At 69.7% G+C, this 17,691-nt stretch carries 14 protein-coding genes and 1 tRNA gene; 9 read left to right on the forward strand and 6 right to left on the reverse strand.

The window, feature by feature from the left end; all coding sequences use genetic code 11:
* On the forward strand, positions 1–671 hold a 671-nt coding region (gene tolA, locus FFS10_RS20520; protein ID WP_137896463.1), incomplete at its 5' end, for a cell envelope integrity protein TolA.
* A gap of 39 nt (positions 672–710) precedes the next feature.
* Here the strand turns inward: tolA and dnaE are convergent.
* Entirely contained in the window at positions 711–4,184 is a 3,474-nt protein-coding gene (dnaE, locus tag FFS10_RS20525; RefSeq protein WP_137896464.1) for a DNA polymerase III subunit alpha, read from the reverse strand.
* Positions 4,185–4,248: 64 nt separating this feature from the next.
* Between dnaE and FFS10_RS20530 the strand changes: the two genes are divergently transcribed.
* A complete protein-coding gene (locus tag FFS10_RS20530) occupies positions 4,249–4,995 on the forward strand; it encodes a sulfurtransferase (RefSeq protein WP_137896465.1) in 747 nt (248 codons plus the stop codon).
* Between the two features lie 198 nt (positions 4,996–5,193).
* Here FFS10_RS20530 and FFS10_RS20535 read toward each other — a convergent pair whose 3' ends face one another.
* The 4 genes from FFS10_RS20535 to FFS10_RS20550 all read right to left on the reverse strand — a co-directional run bounded on the left by FFS10_RS20535 (position 5,194) and on the right by FFS10_RS20550 (position 8,134).
* Positions 5,194–5,889 (reverse strand): DUF599 domain-containing protein, encoded by a 696-nt coding sequence (locus tag FFS10_RS20535; RefSeq protein WP_137896466.1) that lies wholly within the window; start codon positions 5,887–5,889, stop codon positions 5,194–5,196.
* Positions 5,890–5,938: 49 nt separating this feature from the next.
* Positions 5,939–6,820, reverse strand: coding sequence for a pirin family protein (locus FFS10_RS20540; protein WP_137896467.1), 882 nt, complete (start codon positions 6,818–6,820; stop codon positions 5,939–5,941).
* 159 nt (positions 6,821–6,979) lie between these two features.
* Entirely contained in the window at positions 6,980–7,393 is a 414-nt protein-coding gene (locus FFS10_RS20545; RefSeq protein WP_137896476.1) for a DoxX family protein, read from the reverse strand.
* A 39-nt stretch (positions 7,394–7,432) separates the two neighbouring features.
* Positions 7,433–8,134: a pirin family protein gene (locus FFS10_RS20550; protein ID WP_137896468.1), complete on the reverse strand. Its 702-nt coding sequence runs from the start codon at positions 8,132–8,134 to the stop codon at positions 7,433–7,435.
* Positions 8,135–8,238: 104 nt separating this feature from the next.
* On the opposite strand from FFS10_RS20550, the gene FFS10_RS20555 reads away from it, so the two are divergent.
* The 5 genes from FFS10_RS20555 (at position 8,239) to FFS10_RS20575 (ending at position 13,111) form a co-directional block, all read left to right on the forward strand.
* Entirely contained in the window at positions 8,239–9,180 is a 942-nt protein-coding gene (locus FFS10_RS20555) for a LysR family transcriptional regulator (protein WP_137896469.1), read from the forward strand.
* Between the two features lie 31 nt (positions 9,181–9,211).
* Positions 9,212–10,282 (forward strand): NAD(P)/FAD-dependent oxidoreductase, encoded by a 1,071-nt coding sequence (locus FFS10_RS20560; protein WP_137896470.1) that lies wholly within the window; start codon positions 9,212–9,214, stop codon positions 10,280–10,282.
* 187 nt (positions 10,283–10,469) lie between these two features.
* Entirely contained in the window at positions 10,470–11,375 is a 906-nt protein-coding gene (gene gluQRS / locus FFS10_RS20565) for a tRNA glutamyl-Q(34) synthetase GluQRS (RefSeq protein WP_137896471.1), read from the forward strand.
* Between the two features lie 55 nt (positions 11,376–11,430).
* Positions 11,431–12,156: a tRNA (guanosine(46)-N7)-methyltransferase TrmB gene (gene trmB / locus FFS10_RS20570; protein WP_137896472.1), complete on the forward strand. Its 726-nt coding sequence runs from the start codon at positions 11,431–11,433 to the stop codon at positions 12,154–12,156.
* 13 nt (positions 12,157–12,169) lie between these two features.
* On the forward strand, positions 12,170–13,111 hold the full coding sequence (locus FFS10_RS20575; protein WP_137896473.1) for a pseudouridine synthase: 942 nt from the start codon (positions 12,170–12,172) through the stop codon (positions 13,109–13,111).
* Between the two features lie 56 nt (positions 13,112–13,167).
* Here the strand turns inward: FFS10_RS20575 and alaS are convergent, their stop codons facing one another.
* Entirely contained in the window at positions 13,168–15,792 is a 2,625-nt protein-coding gene (alaS, locus tag FFS10_RS20580; RefSeq protein WP_137896474.1) for an alanine--tRNA ligase, read from the reverse strand.
* Positions 15,793–15,991: 199 nt separating this feature from the next.
* Here alaS and FFS10_RS20585 point away from each other — a divergent pair, with 199 nt between their 5' ends.
* Positions 15,992–17,470 (forward strand): NAD-dependent succinate-semialdehyde dehydrogenase, encoded by a 1,479-nt coding sequence (locus FFS10_RS20585; RefSeq protein ID WP_137896475.1) that lies wholly within the window; start codon positions 15,992–15,994, stop codon positions 17,468–17,470.
* A gap of 13 nt (positions 17,471–17,483) precedes the next feature.
* A tRNA-Gly gene (locus FFS10_RS20590) sits at positions 17,484–17,557 on the forward strand.
* Positions 17,558–17,691 lie beyond the last annotated feature (134 nt).

Below are 17,691 nucleotides of genomic sequence, written 5' to 3' on the forward strand. Positions count from 1 at the left end.
CCCCGCGTCCGGCCCCGCCGCCGCGTCAGGCGGCACCCGACCAGCGCGAGGCCGAGATCGCCGTGGAGCGCGAGAAGAAGCGCCTGGAGAAGGAAAAGCAGGAGCGCCTCAAGCAGGAGCAGGACAAGCGCGAGCGCGCCAAGGCCGAACGCGAAAGGCAGGAGCGCGAAAAAGAGCGCGAGCGGCAAAAGGAGCGCGAGAAGCAGGAGCAGCTGGAAAAGGAAAAGCAGCGCAAGCTCGCCGAGGACAGGAAAAAGCAGGAGCAGGAGGCCAAGCGCAAGGAGGCTGGGGCCAAGGCAGAGGAAGATGCGCGGCGCCAGGAGCATCTGCGCCGCATCGCCGGCCTGGCCGGCGCCACCGGCGGCGAGAGCGCCAGCGGCTCGGCCCAGCGCTCGGCCGGTCCCTCGGCGGGCTACGCGGGCCGCATACGCGCGCGCATCAAGCCCAACATCGTGTTCACCGACGACGTGGCCGGCAACCCCACGGCCGAGGTCGAGGTGCGCGCCGCGCCCGACGGCACCATCGTCAGCCGGCGCCTGATCAAGCCCAGCGGCGTCAAGGCCTGGGACGAGGCCGTGCTCAAGGCCATAGACAAGACCGAGGTCCTGCCGCGCGACGTCGACGGCCGCGTGCCCTCGACGCTCGTGATCAGCTTCCGCCCGAAAGACTGACCCAGGCCAGGGCGCGCGAGCGCCCGGAGGCTTGCGGCCTCATTCGTAGACGACCTGCGCCCGCCCCTGGTCGGCCTGCGCGGTCCAGCCGGCCAGCGCGGCGTCGCTGGGGAAGAAGCGCGCTTCCTCGCCGAGCTGCAATTCGGCGCAGGCGCCCCCCTCCTCGTGCTGACGCTGCACGGCCAGGCGCACGATCAGGCCGCGCACCAGCTCGCCCTGCTCCGACATCTCGCGCCGCGCCGGGAACTCCTTGACCAGGCGCGCGATGTCGGGCGCGCGGCCGTTCACCGCCACGCGCAGGTACTTGCCGAAGCGGCAGCGCGCGGTGGGCAGGTCCCAGACCTGGCTCACGCTGAGGCGATAGCCGCCGGAGAAGCGGTCGGGCTGGCTCTTGGCCATGACGACCACCATCTCGTCGTCCTTGAGCAGGTGGCGGTGCGCGTTGATCACGTTCTCGTCGGCCGTGGCCTCGATCACGGCCGTCTTGTCGTCGAGCTTGAACAGCGCCAGCTTGCCGCGCTGGCCGTTGATGACGCGGAAGTCGCCGATGATGCCGGCCAGCAATTGCGGCTCGCGGCTTTCGGACACCTCCTCGACAGTTCGCCGCACGAACTGGCGCACCTCGCGCTGGACCTCGTCGAACAAATGGCCCGACAGGTAGAAGCCCACCGCCGTCTTCTCGAAGGTCAGGCGCTCCTTGACGCCCCAGGGCGTGGTCTCGACCAGGTCCGGCTCCTGGGTGCTGGCGCCATGCGCGTCCTCGCCCATCATGTCGAACAGGCCGGTCTGGTTGGCGTTGGCCGCGGTGGCGTTGGCGAAGTCGAAGGCGCGGTCCAGCGAGGCCACCAGGGCCGCACGGTTGAGCTGCAGCGCGTCGAAGGCGCCGGCCTTGATCAGCGCCTCCACGGTGCGCTTGTTCAGGCGGCTGCGGTCCACGCGCACGCAGAAGTCGAACAGGCTGGTGAAGGCCCCGCCCTCCTCCCTGGCCTTGACGATGGCCTCGATGGCCTGCTGGCCCGTGCCCTTGACGGCGCCCAGGCCGTAGCGGATCAGCTTGTCCGACACCGGCTCGAAGCGGTAGTTGCCGCGGTTGACGTCGGGCGGCTCGAAGGCGATGCCCATCTTGAGCGCGTCCTCGTACAGCACCTTGAGCTTGTCGGTGTCGTCCATCTCCACCGTCATGTTGGCGCAGAAGAACTCGGCGCGGTAGTGCACCTTGAGCCAGGCCGTGTGGTAGGCCAGCAGCGAGTAGGCGGCGGCGTGCGACTTGTTGAAGCCGTAGCCCGCGAACTTCTCCATCAGGTCGAACACCTCGTCGGCCTTCTCCTGGCTGATATCGTTCTTGGCCGCACCGGCGCGGAAGATGGCCCGGTGCTCGGCCATTTCCTCGGCCTTCTTCTTGCCCATGGCGCGGCGCAGCATGTCGGCGCCGCCCAGCGAGTAGCCGCCCAGGATCTGCGCGGTCTGCATCACCTGCTCCTGGTAGACCATGATGCCGTAGGTCTCGGACAGCATCTCGGCCACCATGGGGTGCGGGTACTCGATGGTCTCCCGGCCATGCTTGCGCGCCACGAAGCTGGGGATCAGGTCCATGGGGCCCGGCCGATACAAGGCGTTGAGAGCGATCAGGTCCTCCAGACGCGTCGGCTTGGCATCGCGCAGCATGCCCTGCATGCCGCGGCTTTCAAACTGGAACACGGCCTCGGTCTTGCCCTCCTGGAACAGCCTGTAGGTCGGCCCGTCGTCGAGCGGGATGTTCTCGAAGGCGAAGCCCTCCTGCCCCGGATGGCGCTTCATGATGAACTCGCGCGCGATCTCCAGGATGGTCAGCGTGGCCAGGCCCAGGAAGTCGAACTTCACCAGGCCGATGGCCTCCACGTCGTCCTTGTCGTACTGGCTCACGGCCGACTCGCTGCCGGGCTGCTGGTAGAGCGGGCAGAAATCGGTCAGCTTGCCCGGCGCGATCAGCACGCCGCCGGCGTGCATGCCGATGTTGCGCGTCATGCCCTCGAGCTTCTGCGCCAGCGCCAGCAGGGTCTTGACCTCGTCCTCCTTCTCCAGCCGCTCGGCCAGGATGGGCTCGGCCTTGATCGCGTCGGCGATCGTGATGTGCTGGCCCGGCTTGTTCGGGATCAGCTTGGAGATGCCGTCGCAGAAGGTGTAGCTCATGTCGAGCACCCGGCCCACGTCGCGGATCGCGGCGCGCGCGGCCATGGTGCCGAAGGTGGCGATCTGGCTCACCGCGTCCTTGCCGTACTTCTCCTTCACGTAGTCGATCACGCGGTCGCGGTTGGACTGGCAGAAGTCGATGTCGAAGTCGGGCATCGAGACGCGTTCCGGGTTCAGGAAGCGCTCGAACAGCAGGTTGTACTGCAGCGGGTCGAGGTCGGTGATCTTGAGCGCGTAGGCCACCAGCGAGCCCGCGCCCGAGCCGCGGCCCGGCCCCACGGGGCAGCCGTTGTTCTTGGCCCAGTTGATGAAGTCGCCCACGATCAGGAAGTAGCCGGGAAAGCCCATCTTCAGGATCGTGTTGATCTCGAACTCCAGCCGCTCCAGGTAGCGCGGGCGTTGGCCGTCGCGCTCGGCCACGTTCGCGTAGAGATGGGCCAGGCGCTCCTCCAGGCCCTCCAGCGAGACCTGGCGGAAATATTCCTCCATGGTCAGGCCGCCCGGGATAGGGAAGTTGGGCAGCTGCGGCTTGCCCAGCACCAGGCTCAGGTTGCAGCGCTTGGCGATCTCCAGCGTGTTGGCCAGTGCCGAAGGCAGGTCGGCGAACAAGGCCTGCATCTGCGCCGCGCTCTTGAAGTACTGCTCGCGCGTGAACTTGCGCACCCGGCGCGCATTGCCCAGGATCTCGCCCTCGGCGATGCACACGCGCGCCTCGTGCGCCTCGTAGTCGTCCTCGCCGGCGAACTGCACCGGGTGGGTGGCCACCACGGGCAGCTTCATGCGCGCGGCCAGCTGCACCGCCGCCACCACATGGGTCTCGTCCTCGGGGCGGCCGGCGCGCTGCAGCTCCAGGTAGAAGCGGTGCGGGAACACCGAGGCCAGTTGCAAGGCCAGCTCGTGCGCGCGACCCTCGTCGCCCTGCACCAGGGCCTGGCCCACGGCCCCGGCCTGGGCGCCGGACAGCGCGATCAGGCCCTCGTTCAGCTCCTGGAGCCAGGCCAGCTTGACCACGGCCTGGGCCTTGACCACGTTGGCGGTCCAGGCGCGCGCCAGGATCTCGGACAGATTCAGGTAGCCCTGATTGTTCTGCACCAGCAGCAGCAGGCGCGAGGTGGCGGCCGGGTCCTGGCCCAGGCCCTCGAGCAGGATCTCCACGCCGATCACGGGCTTGACCCCCTTGCCGCGCCCTTCCTTGTAGAACTTGATGGCGCCGAACAGGTTGTTCAGGTCCGTGATGGCCAGGGCCGGCTGGCCGTCGGCCGCGGCGGCCTTGACGATCTCGTCGATGCGGTTGGTGCCGTCGACGACGGAGAATTCGGTGTGCAGGCGCAGGTGGACAAACATGCTCCCGATTGTAGAAGTGGGGGCCCCGCGCCCCGGGGCTTGACAGGCTTTTTAAAATAGCGCCGTGAACCACATCCTGAACATCTCGGCCTACAAGTTCGTCCCCCTGCCCGACGCGGCCGCCCTGCGCGAGCGCCTGCACGAGCAGGCCCTGGCGCTGGCCCTCAAGGGCACGGTGCTGCTGGCCGAGGAAGGCATCAACCTGTTCCTGGCCGGCCCCGCCGAAGCGGTGCGCGGCTTCGTGGCCCAGCTGCGCCAGGACCCTCGTTTTACCGACCTGCAGCCCAAGGAGAGCTGGTCGGCCGAGCAGCCGTTTCGCCGCATGCGGGTCAAGCTCAAGCGCGAGATCATCCGCATGGACCACCCGACCATCCGGCCCGATTCCTCGCATCCTGAAGGTCGCGCGCCGGCTGTGGACGCGGCCACCGTGCGGCGCTGGCTGGGCCAGGGCCACGACGACGCCGGCCGCCCGGTGGTCACGCTGGACACGCGCAACGCCTTCGAGGTGGACCACGGCACGTTCGAGGGCGCGATCGACTGGCGCATCGCCAAGTTCACCGAGTTCCCCCAGGCGCTGCTGGCGCACAAGGACGAGCTGATGGACAAGACCGTGGTGAGCTTCTGCACCGGCGGCATACGCTGCGAAAAGGCCGCGATCTTCATGCGCGAGGCCGGCCTGGAGCATGTCTGGCAGCTCGAGGGCGGCATCCTCAAGTACTTCGAGGAGACCGACGGCGCCCATTACCAGGGCCGCTGCTTCGTGTTCGACGAGCGCGAGGCGCTGGACAAGGAACTGCGCGCGGCGGCTTGAAAGCCCGGCGCAGGCAGGGATCAGTCGCCGCCGGGCCGCCCCAAGGCGACTGCGGCCCCCTCGGGGCCGGGCTGAAGCGTGATGCCTCGGAACGTGCATAGCGCAGGCCCGGCATGGGCTCGCTGCGCTGTACAGCTGCGCGCACGGACGCTGCGCGAGCCCAGCGCAGTACACGAAGTGACAAGCGTGGGGGCCATATCAATCACGCAGGACCTGCAGCACGTCCGAGCGGAACTCGCGGCTGTAGAGGATCATGACCACCAGGGCCGTCGCCAGCACCAGGGCCAGCGGCGAGAAGAACCAGGCCATGGCGGCGAACGAGAAGTAGTAGGCGCGCAGGCCGTCGTTGAAGGCCTCGGCGGCCAGGCCGACCAGGGCGCCGGCACGCTCGGCATAGTGCTGGCGGTCGGCCCGTCCCGACAGGAAATCCTCCACCGGCGGCATGGAGCCTATCACCAGCGCGACGAAGGTGTACTGGCGCATCGACCAGGAAAAGCGGAAAAAGGCGTAGACGAAGATCGCCAACAGCACCAGGATCTTGAACTCGAACACCAGCATGGGCGTGGGCTGGGCGAACGGGATCTCGCGCACCAGCTCGGCGGCCTTGTCGGTGGTGCCCAAGAGGGCCAACAGACCGCCGATGATGATGATGGTGGTCGAAGAAAAGAAGGAAGGCGTGCTCGAGAGGTTCTGCGTGATCAGGCCGTCCAGCATGCGCGGGTCGCGCGCCGTGGCCTGCATCATCCAGTAGCCGCGGTAGCGGTTGGTGGTGGCGATCAGCGAGCGCTGGCGCAGGCCCCAGAACTTGGCGAACCAGGCATAGCCCGCCCAGAGCCCGAAAAAGCTGGCCAGGGCGAGCCAGTCGGCCCAGGGCAGCATGGAGAGGATCTTCATGGCCGCATGGTAGCAAGCGGGGCCATGCGCTCGGTGCGGCCGGTCCGGTTCAGGCCTTGAAGCGCCGCTCCGGCAGGGGCACGAACTCGGTCTCGCCGGGCACCTGGCCGAGGCGCTGTGCCAGCCAGTCCTCAGCCGCCTGCTCGATGCGCGCGCGCCGGCTCGAGACGAAGTTCCACCAGATATAGCGCGGCCCGTCCAGCGCTTCGCCGCCCAGCACCATGAAGCGCGCAGCGGCATCGGCCTGCAGGTGCGCACCCCGGTCCGGCACCAGCACAGCCAGGCGTTGCGCCTCCAGCGGCTCGCCGTCCACGCGCAGCGGGCCGTCGACCGCATACACCGCGAGCTCCTCGGCCAACGGCGGCAATTCCAGCCGCCCACCGGCGGGCAGCTGCACGTCCAGGTAGAGCGTGGGCGAGAAGGTCGACACCGGCGAGCGCTGGCCGAAGGCGTCGCCGATCAGCAGGCGCACCCGGGCGTCGCCCAGTTGCAGCTCCGGCAGCGCGTCGGCGGCCGTGTGCTCGAACCTGGGCTCGGCCTCCTCGTGCCCCAGCGGCAAGGCGGCCCACAGCTGTATGCCGTGGTTGGTGTGGGTCTGCTGGCGCAGCTCGTCGGGGCGGCGTTCCGAATGCACGATGCCGCGGCCGGCCGTCATCCAGTTGATGGCGCCTGGCTCGATGCGCTGCACCGAGCCCAGGCTGTCGCGGTGCAGGATGGCGCCCTCGAACAGGTAGGTCACGGTGGCCAGGCCGATGTGCGGGTGCGGGCGCACGTCGTGGTCCTCGCCGGGCGACACGCTGACCGGGCCGAAATGATCGAAAAACAGGAAGGGGCCGACCGCCTGGCGCTGCAGGGCCGGCAGCAGGCGCCGCACCCTGAAGCCGCCGCCCAGGTCCTTCTCATGCCCTTGCAGCACCAGCATCATGCCCATGGCCGTCGCTCCAGCAGCTTGGTATGCATGCGCATCTCCTTTTCGTGGACCCCAAACAGAGCCCCCGGGCGCAGGGCCCGGTGCCAGTTTACCCCTGCAGCCCGCCGGCTGCCTGGGCCGCGCGCCGGCCGCTCGGGCGCGCGGTCTTGCGCACGCCGGTCAGGCGTTCTCGCGCCGCGCGTCCAGGCTCCAGGCGCCGGCGCCGAAGGCGGCAAGCACCAGCAGGCCGCCGGTGACGGCGATGTTCTTGTAGAACATCAGGGACTGCATCATCTGCTGCTCGGCCGGCAGCGCCCAGTAGGCGTGGAAGAAGAAGCTGGCCACCAGGGTGAACAGCGCCAGCACCAGCGCCGCCCAGCGCGTGCCGAAGCCGACGATCAGGGCCAGGCCGCCGACGATCTCGACCACCAGGCCGACCGCCGTGCCCAGCTGCGGCATGGGCAAGCCCACCGAGGCGGCGTAGCCGACCGTGCCGGCGAAGCCGGAGATCTTGGAAATGCCCGCGGGCAGGAACAGCCAGGCCAGCAGCAGGCGGCCGATCAGGGCGAGGGGGTTTTGCAGGGTGTTGAACATCATGAGTCCTTACGGTGGGTTGAGAAAAAAAGAAATCGTTCAGGGCGCGAGGTCGAACACCAGCACCTCGGCCGCCTCGCCGTGGCTCAGCCGCAGCTCGGCCTCGTCCGCCAGCAGGGCCGCATCGCCGGCCGACAGCGCCTGGCCGTTGACCTGCAGGGCGCCGCGCACCAGGTGCACATAGGCCTTGCGCGCCGGATCCAGCACCAGGCGGGCCGATTCAGCGCCGTCGAACAGGCCGGCGTAGAGCGCCGCGTCGGCATGGATAGTCACCGAGCCCTGCGCGCCGTCGGGCGAGGCGACCAGCCGCAGCTGGCCGCGCTTGCCCGCGTCGTCGAAGCGCTTTTGCTCGTAACCCGGCGCGATGCCGCGCTCGTTCGGTTCGATCCAGATCTGCAGGAAATGCGTGGTCTGGCCCGGCGCATGGTTGAACTCGCTGTGCATCACGCCGCGGCCGGCGCTCATGCGCTGCACCTCGCCCGGCTGTATGCCCTGCACATTGCCCATGCTGTCCTTGTGCGCGAGCTCGCCCGACAGCACGTAGCTGATGATCTCCATGTCGCGGTGGCCATGGGCGCCGAAGCCGGCACCGGGCGCGATGCGGTCCTCGTTGATCACGCGCAGCTTGCCCCAGCCCATGTGGGCCGGGTCGTAGTAGTTGGCGAACGAGAAGCTGTGGTACGACTTGAGCCAGCCATGGTCGGCATGGCCGCGGTCCTGGGATTTGCGAATCTTGAGCATGGTTGATCTCCGTCAATGCCCAAACTTTAGAGCGGCATCCGGCTGCTGCGGTCCACGCGGCTTGATGGCATCATTCAAAATATTTGAATCGAAAACACCTCGCCATGCAAACGCCACGCGATGTCCTGACCCCCGACGCGCTCGCCATGCTGCAGGCCATCGCTGCGACGGGCAGCTTCGCCGCGGCCGCCCGCCAGCTTGGCCTGGTGCCCAGCGCCCTGACCTACCGCGTGCGCCAGATCGAGGATGCGCTGGACGTGCTGCTGTTCGACCGCAGCGCGCGCCAGGCGCGACCCACGGCGGCCGGTGCCGAGCTGCTGCGCGAAGGCGCGCGCCTGCTCGACGAAATCGATGCCATGGCCAACCGCGTGCGGCGCGTCGCCACCGGCTGGGAGTCGCAGTTCACGCTGGCGGTGGACAGCGCCATCGCGCAGGCCGTGGTGATGGAGCTCTGCGAGGCCTTTCTGGCGCAGAACCCGCCGACGCGCCTGCGCATACGCGACGAGACTCTGTCCGGCACGCTGGCGGCGCTGAGCTCGGGCCAGGCCGACCTGGCCATAGGCGTGCCGCTGGAGGCCGGCGCGCGCGCCGAGATCCACCACAAGCCCCTGGGCCAGATCGGCTTCGTCTACGCCGTGGCGCCGCACCACCCGCTGGCCGCGGCGGACGAGCCACTGAGCGACGCGCTGCTGCAGCAGCACCGTGCCGTGGCCGTGGCCGACTCGGTGCAGCGCGGCGGCGGCCTGACCATAGGCCTGCTCGGAGGGCAGGATGTCTTCACCGTGCCCAATATGCGCGCCAAGCTCGACGCGCAGCTGCGCGGGCTGGGCGGCGGCTTTCTGCCCGAAAGCCTGGCCCAGCCCTATGTCGAGACCGGCCGCCTGGTCGCCAAGCGCGTGCAGCGGCCGGCGCGGCTGACCTCGCTGAGCTACGCCTGGCGCGGCGCCGGCGCGGGGCCTCCGGGGCGTGCCCTGCAATGGTGGCTGCAGCACCTGGAGGCACCGGCCACGCGCGCCGCGCTGCTGCAGCGGCACCGCAGCGTGTAGAGTCGAAGCTGTCTCAGCTCGCAAGCCCACCATGAAAAAGACCTCCACTCCATCGCGCGCCAAGGCGCCGCGGCATTTCGCCGTCGTCGGTGCCGGCATGGCCGGCATCGCCTGCGCCCGCACGCTGGCCCAGGCCGGCCACCAGGTCTCGGTGTTCGAGAAGAGCCGGGGCTATGGCGGGCGCATGGCCACGCACGCCAGCCCCTTCGGCACCTTCGATCACGGCAGCCAGTACTTCACCGTGCGCGACCCGCGTTTCGAGCGGGCCCTGGACACCGCGCCCGGCCTGTGCAAGCGCTGGAGCGCCAACGCCGTGCGCGTGCTCGATGCCCGGGGCCGGGTCGCCGAGGCCGCCCTGCCCGCGCTGGAGCCGCACTGGGTGCCCGCACCCGGCATGAACGCCCTGGTACGGCACTGGGCCAAGCCCCTGCACGACGGCGGCCGGGTGACGCTGCAGACGCAAGTCACCCACATCGAGCCCGACGCCCTGGACGCCGGGCGCTGGCAGCTGCGCACCACCGGGGCCGAGGACGCGCACCATGTGTACTCGGGCTTCGACGCCGTGCTGCTGGCCCTGCCCGCGGCCCAGGCGCGCGATCTGCTCAAGGACTCGCGCCAGGCGCCGGAGCTGGCCCAGCCGCTGGACAGCGTCACCGTGGCGCCCTGCTGGACGCTGATGCTGGCCTTCCCCCACGCCGTGCAGCCCGGCCTCACGACGCTGGGCCCGCAGTGGAACGCTGCGCGCAGCCTGCACCACCGCGTGGCCTGGCTGGCGCGCGAGTCGTCCAAGCCCGGCCGGGACCCGATCGAGCGCTGGACCGTGCAGGCCAGCGCCGCCTGGTCGCAGGAGCACCTGGAGGACCAGGCCGAGCGCGTGCAGGCCAAGCTGCTCAAGGGCTTTGCCGAGATCACGGGCATACGCGCTACGCCGGTCCACGCCGAGACGCATCGCTGGCGCCATGCACAGACCACGCAGGCGCTGGGTCGCAGCCACTTGTGGGACGCCCGGGCCGGCCTGGGACTGTGCGGCGACTGGTGCCTGGGCCACCGCGTCGAGGACGCCTTCGTCTCCGGCCTGGAACTGGCACTGGCCGCGGCCTGAGCATGATGGCCCCCACGCTTGCCACTTCGTGTGCTGCGCTGGGCTCGCGCAGCGTCCGTGCGCGCAGCTGTGCAGCGAAGCGAGCCCATGCCGGGCCTACGCTATGCACGTTCCGAGGCATCACGCTTCGGCCCGGCCCCCGAGGGGGCCGCAGTTGCCTTGGGGCGGCCCGGCGGCAACTGAGTCCATGAGCGGCGGCGGTCCGAGCCAGGCCTACAGAGGCCGCTTCGCCCCCTCGCCCACCGGCGCCCTGCATGCCGGCTCGCTGGTGGCGGCCCTGGCCAGCTGGCTCGACGCGCGCGCCCACGGCGGGCGCTGGCTGCTGCGCATCGAGGACGTGGACCAGCCGCGCTGCGTGCCCGGCGCCGACCAGCTCATCCTGCAGCAGCTCGCGGCCTGCGGCCTGCACTCGGACGAGCCCGTGCTCTGGCAGTCGCGGCGCCACGCGGCCTACCAGCAGGCGCTGGACCGCCTGGTCGCCGCCGGCCTGGCCTACCCCTGCGCCTGCTCGCGCAAGGACATCGCAGCAGCCCAGGCCGCGCTGGGCCAAACCCGCCAGCGCCACAGCGCCGCGGTCTATCCCGGCACCTGCCGCGCAGGCCTGCACGGCCGGCCGGCGCGCGCCTGGCGCCTGCGCACGGACGGTGTCCCTCCCGTGCAGTGGACGGACCGCCGGCTCGGGCCCCAGCAACAGGACGTGGCGGCCGAGGTCGGCGACTTCGTGCTCAAGCGCGCCGACGGCCTCTGGGCCTACCAGCTCGCGGTGGTGGTCGACGACGCCGATCAGGGCATCAGCGACGTGGTGCGCGGCGAGGACCTGGCCGACAACACGCCGCGCCAGATACTGCTGCAGCGCGCCCTGGGCCTGGCCCAGCCGCGCTACCTGCACACGCCACTGGTGTTCGGATCGAACGGCGAGAAGCTGTCCAAGCAGAACGGCGCCCAGCCGCTGGACCTGGCCGACCCGCTGGCCGCGCTCAACGCCGCCGCGGCCATGCTGGACCTGCCGCCCCAGCCAAGCCCGTTGGACAAGGCCCTGGCCGCCTGGGTGGGCGCCTGGCGCGCGCGCTGGGCGGCGGCCGCCGCGCGCTGAAACCTTAAAATCCGGGGCCCGGCCCGCACCGCGCGCGGCCTCCCTCCCCTGCCCCATGAGCACCGAACTCCCCACCGACCGCCCGAGCCAGGGCCAGCCGCCCGAAGGCGTCGCCTTTCCCAAGGCCATCAAGAGCTATGTGCGCCGCGCCGGCCGCACCACCACCGGCCAGGCCAAGGCCTTCGAGACCCTGGGCCCGCAGTTCCTGCTGAGCTACCGCGCGGCGCCGCTGGACGCCGATGCCGCCTTCGACCGCAGCGCGCCGCTGATCCTGGAGATCGGCTTCGGCATGGGCGAGGCCACGGCCCATATCGCGCGCGTGCGACCCGAGGACAACTTCCTGTGCTGCGAGGTGCACGAGCCCGGCGTGGGCGCGCTGCTCAAGCGCATCGGCGAGCAGGGCCTCACCAATATCCGCATCCTGCCCCACGACGCGGTCGAGGTGCTGGACCACATGCTGCCCGAGGCCTCGCTGGACGGCGTGCACATCTTCTTCCCCGACCCCTGGCACAAGAAGCGCCACCACAAGCGCCGCCTGATCCAGCCGCCGCTGGTGGCCAAGCTGGCCGCGCGCCTCAAGCCCGGCGCCTACATCCACTGCGCCACCGACTGGGAGCCCTATGCCGAGCAGATGCTCGCGGTGCTGGGCGCCGAGCCGCTGCTCAGGAACACCGCCGAGGGCTATGCGCCCAAGCCTGACTACCGGCCGCTGACCAAGTTCGAGAACCGCGGCCTCAAACTCGGCCACGGCGTCTGGGACCTGGTGTTCCGCCGGATTTGAGCCTTCCCCCGGCATGGCCTACGCCGTCAAGAACCCCGCGATCCCGATGCGCGACGGCGTGTCGCCCAGCTGCGTGGCCCTGCCCCAGATGCGGCGCGTGCCCTGGCCGCTGCTGCTCGACTTCCTGGCCGAGCGCCTGCCCGTGGTCAGCCGCGACGAGTGGCGCGAGCGCATGGAGGCCGGCGAGGTGGTGGACGAGCACAACCAGCCGCTCTCCCCCGAGACCCAATGCCGCAGCGGCATCCGCGCCTACTACTGGCGCCGCCTGCCGGCCGAGCCCCAGGTGCCGTTCGAGGAACGCATCCTGTTCCAGGACGAGCTGCTGCTGGTGGCCGACAAGCCGCATTTCCTGCCCGTCACGCCCGGCGGGCGCTACGTGCGCGAGACCCTGGTGGTGCGGCTCAAGCAGCGCCTCAAGCTGCCCGATCTGAGCCCGCTGCACCGCATCGACCGCGAGACCGCCGGCCTGGTGCTGTTCAGCCTGCGCCCCCAGGACCGCGACGCCTACCAGCGCCTGTTCCGCGAGCGCCAGGTGGACAAATGCTACGAGGCCATCGCGCCCTGGCGCGATGGCCTGGCCTGGCCGCAGACCCGGCGCAGCCATATCCTCGAGCAGGAGCAGGCCTTCTACCGCATGCGCGAGGCCCGGCCCGAGGAAGGACTGGCGCCCAACAGCGAGACGCGCATCGCACCGCTCGAGCGGCGCGGCGCCTGGGCGCGCTACCGCCTCGAGCCCGTGACCGGCAAGCGGCACCAGCTGCGCGTGCACATGAACGCGCTGGGCCTGCCCCTGGTCGGCGACCAGTTCTACCCCGATGTGCGACGCGGCCCCGACGAGCTCGAGGACTTTGCCAAACCGCTGCGCCTGCTGGCGCGCGCGATCGCCTTCACCGACCCGGTCACGGGCCAGGCGCGGCGATTTGAAAGCCAGCTGCGGCTGGACTGGCCTGACTGAGCTTCAGCAACGGCAAGGGGCGCCGCAGCGCCCCTTGACTCGATGTCAAGCGGTCGTCAGGCCCGCTCGGCCACCCAGGCCTGCACGCTGGCGAGCGCCGCCGCGAGCTTGCTCGCGTCGGTGCCGCCGGCCATGGCCATGTCGGGCTTGCCGCCGCCCTTGCCACCGACCTGCTGGGCCACGAAGTTGACCAGCTCGCCGGCCTTGAGCCTGGCCACGCTGTCGGCCGTGACGCCGGCCGCGAGTTGCACCTTGTCGCCGTCCACCGCGGCGAGCACGATGGCCGCGGTCTTGAGCTTGTTCTTGAGCTGGTCCATGGTGTCGCGCAAGGTCTTGGCGTCGGCACCGTCGAGCTTGGCGGCCAGCACCTTGAGACCCTTCACGTCCACCGCCTTGGCCACGAGCTCGTCGCCCTGGCTGGAGGCCAGCTTGCCCTTGAGCGCGGCGACTTCCTTCTCCAGCGACTTGACCTGGTCCAGCACCTGGACGAGGCGCCCCTGCAGCTCGGCCGGCGGTGCCTTGAGCGTGCCGGCGGCCTGGGCCACCGTGCTCTCCAGCGACTGCAGGTAGGCCAGCGCGTTCTGGCCGGTCACAGCCTCGATGCGGCGCACGCCGGCGGCCACGCCGCCCTCGGCCACGATCTTGAACAGGCCGATGTCGCCGGTGCGCGCCACATGGGTGCCGCCGCAAAGCTCGCGGCTGGTGCCGATGTCGAGCACGCGCACCTGCTCGCCGTATTTCTCGCCGAACAGCATCATGGCGCCGACCTTCTGCGCCGACTCGATGTCCATCACGCGCGCCTGGGTCGCCAGGTTGGCCAGGATCTCGGCGTTCACGCGCGTCTCGATCTCGCGGACCTGCGCGTCGCTGACCGGCGCGTTGTGCGCGAAGTCGAAGCGCGTGCGCTCGGCGTTGACCAGCGAGCCCTTCTGCTGCACATGCTGGCCCAGCACCTCGCGCAGCGCCTTGTGCATCAAATGGGTGACCGAGTGGTTGCGCATGGTCGAGCCGCGCAGCGCGGTGTCGACCTGGGCCTTGACCGCATCACCGAGCTTCAGCGCGCCGGCGACCAGGCTGCCGTGGTGGCCGTAGACGTCGGCCTTGATCTTCTGCGTGTCGGCCACTTCGAAGGTACCGGCCGCGGCCGTGATGCGGCCCTGGTCGCCGACCTGCCCGCCGCTTTCGGCGTAGAAGGGCGTGGTGTCGAGCACCACCACGCCGCTCTGGCCGGCCTTGAGCTCCTGCACCGGCGTGCCCTCGTGGTAGAGCGCGACCACCTTGGCCGCGGCCTCGAGCTGCTCGTAGCCGACGAAGTCGTTGCCATCGCCGCTGTACTCGAGCGCGCGGTCCATCTTGAACTTGCCGGCCGCGCGCGCCTGGGCCTTCTGCTTTTCCATGGCGGAGGCAAAGCCGGCCTCGTCGACCGACAGGCCGCGCTCGCGGCAGACGTCGGCCGAGAGGTCCAGCGGGAAGCCGTAGGTGTCGTGCAGCTTGAACGCGACCTCGCCGGGCAGCACCTTGCCGCCATCGGCCAGGGCCGCGTCCAGGATCTCCATGCCGTTTTCCAGGGTCTCGAAGAAGCGCTCCTCCTCGGCCTGCAGCACCTCGGCGATGCGCTGGGCGTTGGCCGCCAGGTTCGGGTAGGCCGCGCCCATCAGCGCGACGAGGTCGGGCACCAGCTTGTGGAAGAACGGCGCCTTGCGGCCCAGCTTGTAGCCGTGGCGGATGGCGCGGCGCACGATGCGGCGCTGCACGTAGCCGCGGCCCTCGTTGGAGGGGATCACGCCGTCGGCCACCAGGAAGGCGGTGGCGCGGATATGGTCGGCGATCACCTTGAGCGAGGGGTTGGCCAGGTCGGCGCAGCCGGTCTCGCGCGCCGCGGCCTTGATCAGGGCAGCGAACAGGTCGATCTCGTAGTTGCTGTGCACATGCTGCAGGATGGCGGCCAGGCGCTCCAGGCCCATGCCGGTGTCCACGCAGGGCGCGGGCAGCTTCTTGACGGAACCGTCTTCCTGCATGTCGTACTGCATGAACACGTTGTTCCAGATCTCGATGTAGCGGTCGCCGTCGGCATCGGGCGATCCGGGCGGGCCGCCTGCCACGTCGGGGCCGTGGTCGAAGAAGATTTCCGAGCAGGGGCCGCAGGGGCCGGTGTCGGCCATCATCCAGAAGTTGTCGGACTGGTAGCGCGCACCCTTGTTGTCGCCGATGCGCACCACGCGCTCGGGCGGCAGGCCGATCTCCTGGGTCCAGATGTCGTAGGCCTCGTCGTCCTCGATGTAGACCGTGGCCCAGAGCCTGTCGGCCGGCAGCTTGTAGACCTCGGTCAGCAGCTCCCAGGCCCACTTCAGCGATTCGCGCTTGAAGTAGTCACCGAAGCTCCAGTTGCCCAGCATCTCGAAGAAGGTGTGGTGCCGCGCGGTGTAGCCCACGTTCTCCAGGTCGTTGTGCTTGCCGCCCGCGCGCAGGCAGGCCTGGACCGAGGCGGCGCGCACATAGCTGCGCTTGTCCGTGCCGAGGAACACGTCCTTGAACTGAACCATGCCCGAGTTGGTGAACATCAGCGTCGGGTCGTTGCCCGGCACCAGCGGGCTGGACGCCACCACCTGATGCCCCTTGGAAGCAAAGAAGTCCAGGAAGATCCTGCGGATGTCGGCAACGGAAAAAGTGGGATGGCTCATCGTGGTGAGAAAGGCCTGGCCGGCGCCCGGGAACGCGCCCGCATGCCTGGGCCTGATTGGGTTGAACCGGTCATTATAGATTTCGGCCCGCCCTGGCGGCCGACCCGGTTTCTGCCACGGGCTATGCTTTAAAACGCTGCGAATCTGGCAAAATTACTTAACAAGTTAAATAATTACCCCTGACTTCACCGGAGACCTCATGGACACCCCCACCTCGCCCCTCGCCCTGCTCAACGACCCCAGCCTGCTCAAGACCGACGCCCTGATCAACGGCCAGTGGGTCGCCGGCCCCGGCCGCTTCGAGGTGCTGGACCCCGCCACCGGCCGCAAGCTCGCCGACGTGGCCAACCTCGGCCCCGAGCAGGCCCAGGCCGCGATCGCCGCCGCCGACGCGGCTTGGCCGGCTTGGAAGGCCAAGACCGCCAAGGAGCGCAGCAACATCCTGCGCAGGTGGTACGACCTGCTGATGGCGAACCAGGAGGACCTGGGCCGCATCATGACCGCCGAGCAGGGCAAGCCCTTCCCCGAGGCCAAGGGCGAGGTGGCCTACGGCGCCAGCTTCGTCGAGTGGTTCGCCGAAGAAGCCAAGCGCGTCAACGGCGAGACCCTGCCGACCTTCGACAACAACCGGCGCCTGCTGGTGGTCAAGCAGCCCATCGGCGTCTGCGCCGCCATCACGCCCTGGAACTTCCCGCTGGCCATGATCACGCGCAAGGTCGCGCCGGCCCTGGCCGCGGGCTGCCCGGTGGTGATCAAGCCGGCCGAGCTCACGCCGCTGACGGCGCTGGCCGCGGCCGAACTGGCCCAGCGCGCCGGCATCCCGGCCGGCGTGCTCAACCTGATCACGGCCGACAGCGCGAACTCGATCGCGATCGGCAAGCTCATCTGCGCCAGCGACACGGTGCGCCACATCAGCTTCACCGGCAGCACCGAGGTCGGCCGCACCCTGATGGCGCAGAGCGCGCCCACGGTCAAAAAGCTCTCGCTGGAGCTGGGCGGCAACGCGCCCTTCATCGTGTTCGACGACGCCGACATCGACTCGGCCGTCGAAGGCGCGATGGCCAGCAAGTACCGCAACGCGGGCCAGACCTGCGTCTGCGCCAACCGCATCTACGTGCAGGACGGGGTCTACGAGGCCTTCGTGGAGAAGTTCGCGGCCAAGGTGAAGGCGCTCAAGGTCGGCAACGGCTTCGAGGAAGGCGTGGTCCAGGGCCCGTTGATCGAGCCGGCCGCGGTCGAGAAGGTGGCGCGCCACGTGGCCGACGCCCTGGCCAAGGGCGGCCGCGTGGTGGCCGGCGGCAAGCAGCTCTCGGGCCAGTTCTTCGAGCCCACGGTGGTGGCCGAGGCCACGCCCGACATGCTCTGCGCCCGCGAGGAGACCTTCGGCCCGTTCGCGCCGGTATTCCGCTTCAAGACCGAACAGGAGGCGATTGACGCGGCCAACGCCACCGAGTTCGGCCTGGCCAGCTATTTCTACAGCCGCGACGTGGGCCGCATCTTCCGCGTCAGCGAGGCGCTGGAGTACGGCATGGTCGGCATCAACGTGGGCATCATCGCCAGCGAGCATGTGCCCTTCGGCGGCGTCAAGCAGTCGGGCCTGGGCCGCGAGGGCTCGCACCACGGCATGGACGAGTACGTGGAAATCAAGTACCTCTGCGTGGGCGACATCCTGAAGTAGAATCCGGCCGTTCGCGGGTGTAGTTCAATGGTAGAACGGCAGCTTCCCAAGCTTCATACGCGGGTTCGATTCCCGTCTCCCGCTCCATGATTCCCGAGCCCGCCCTGTGCGGGCTTTTTTGCGGTGCGCCCGGCAGGGCGCACCCACTCGGAGGTGAAAGTCCTCTACTCGCCCGGCAAGGGGAAGAGTTAGCCGAAGGCAAGGGTTTCGCGGGCGACTGC

The sequence above is a fragment of the Ramlibacter sp. 2FC genome, from assembly GCF_005503345.1.
GTDB lineage: Bacteria > Pseudomonadota > Gammaproteobacteria > Burkholderiales > Burkholderiaceae_C > SCMQ01.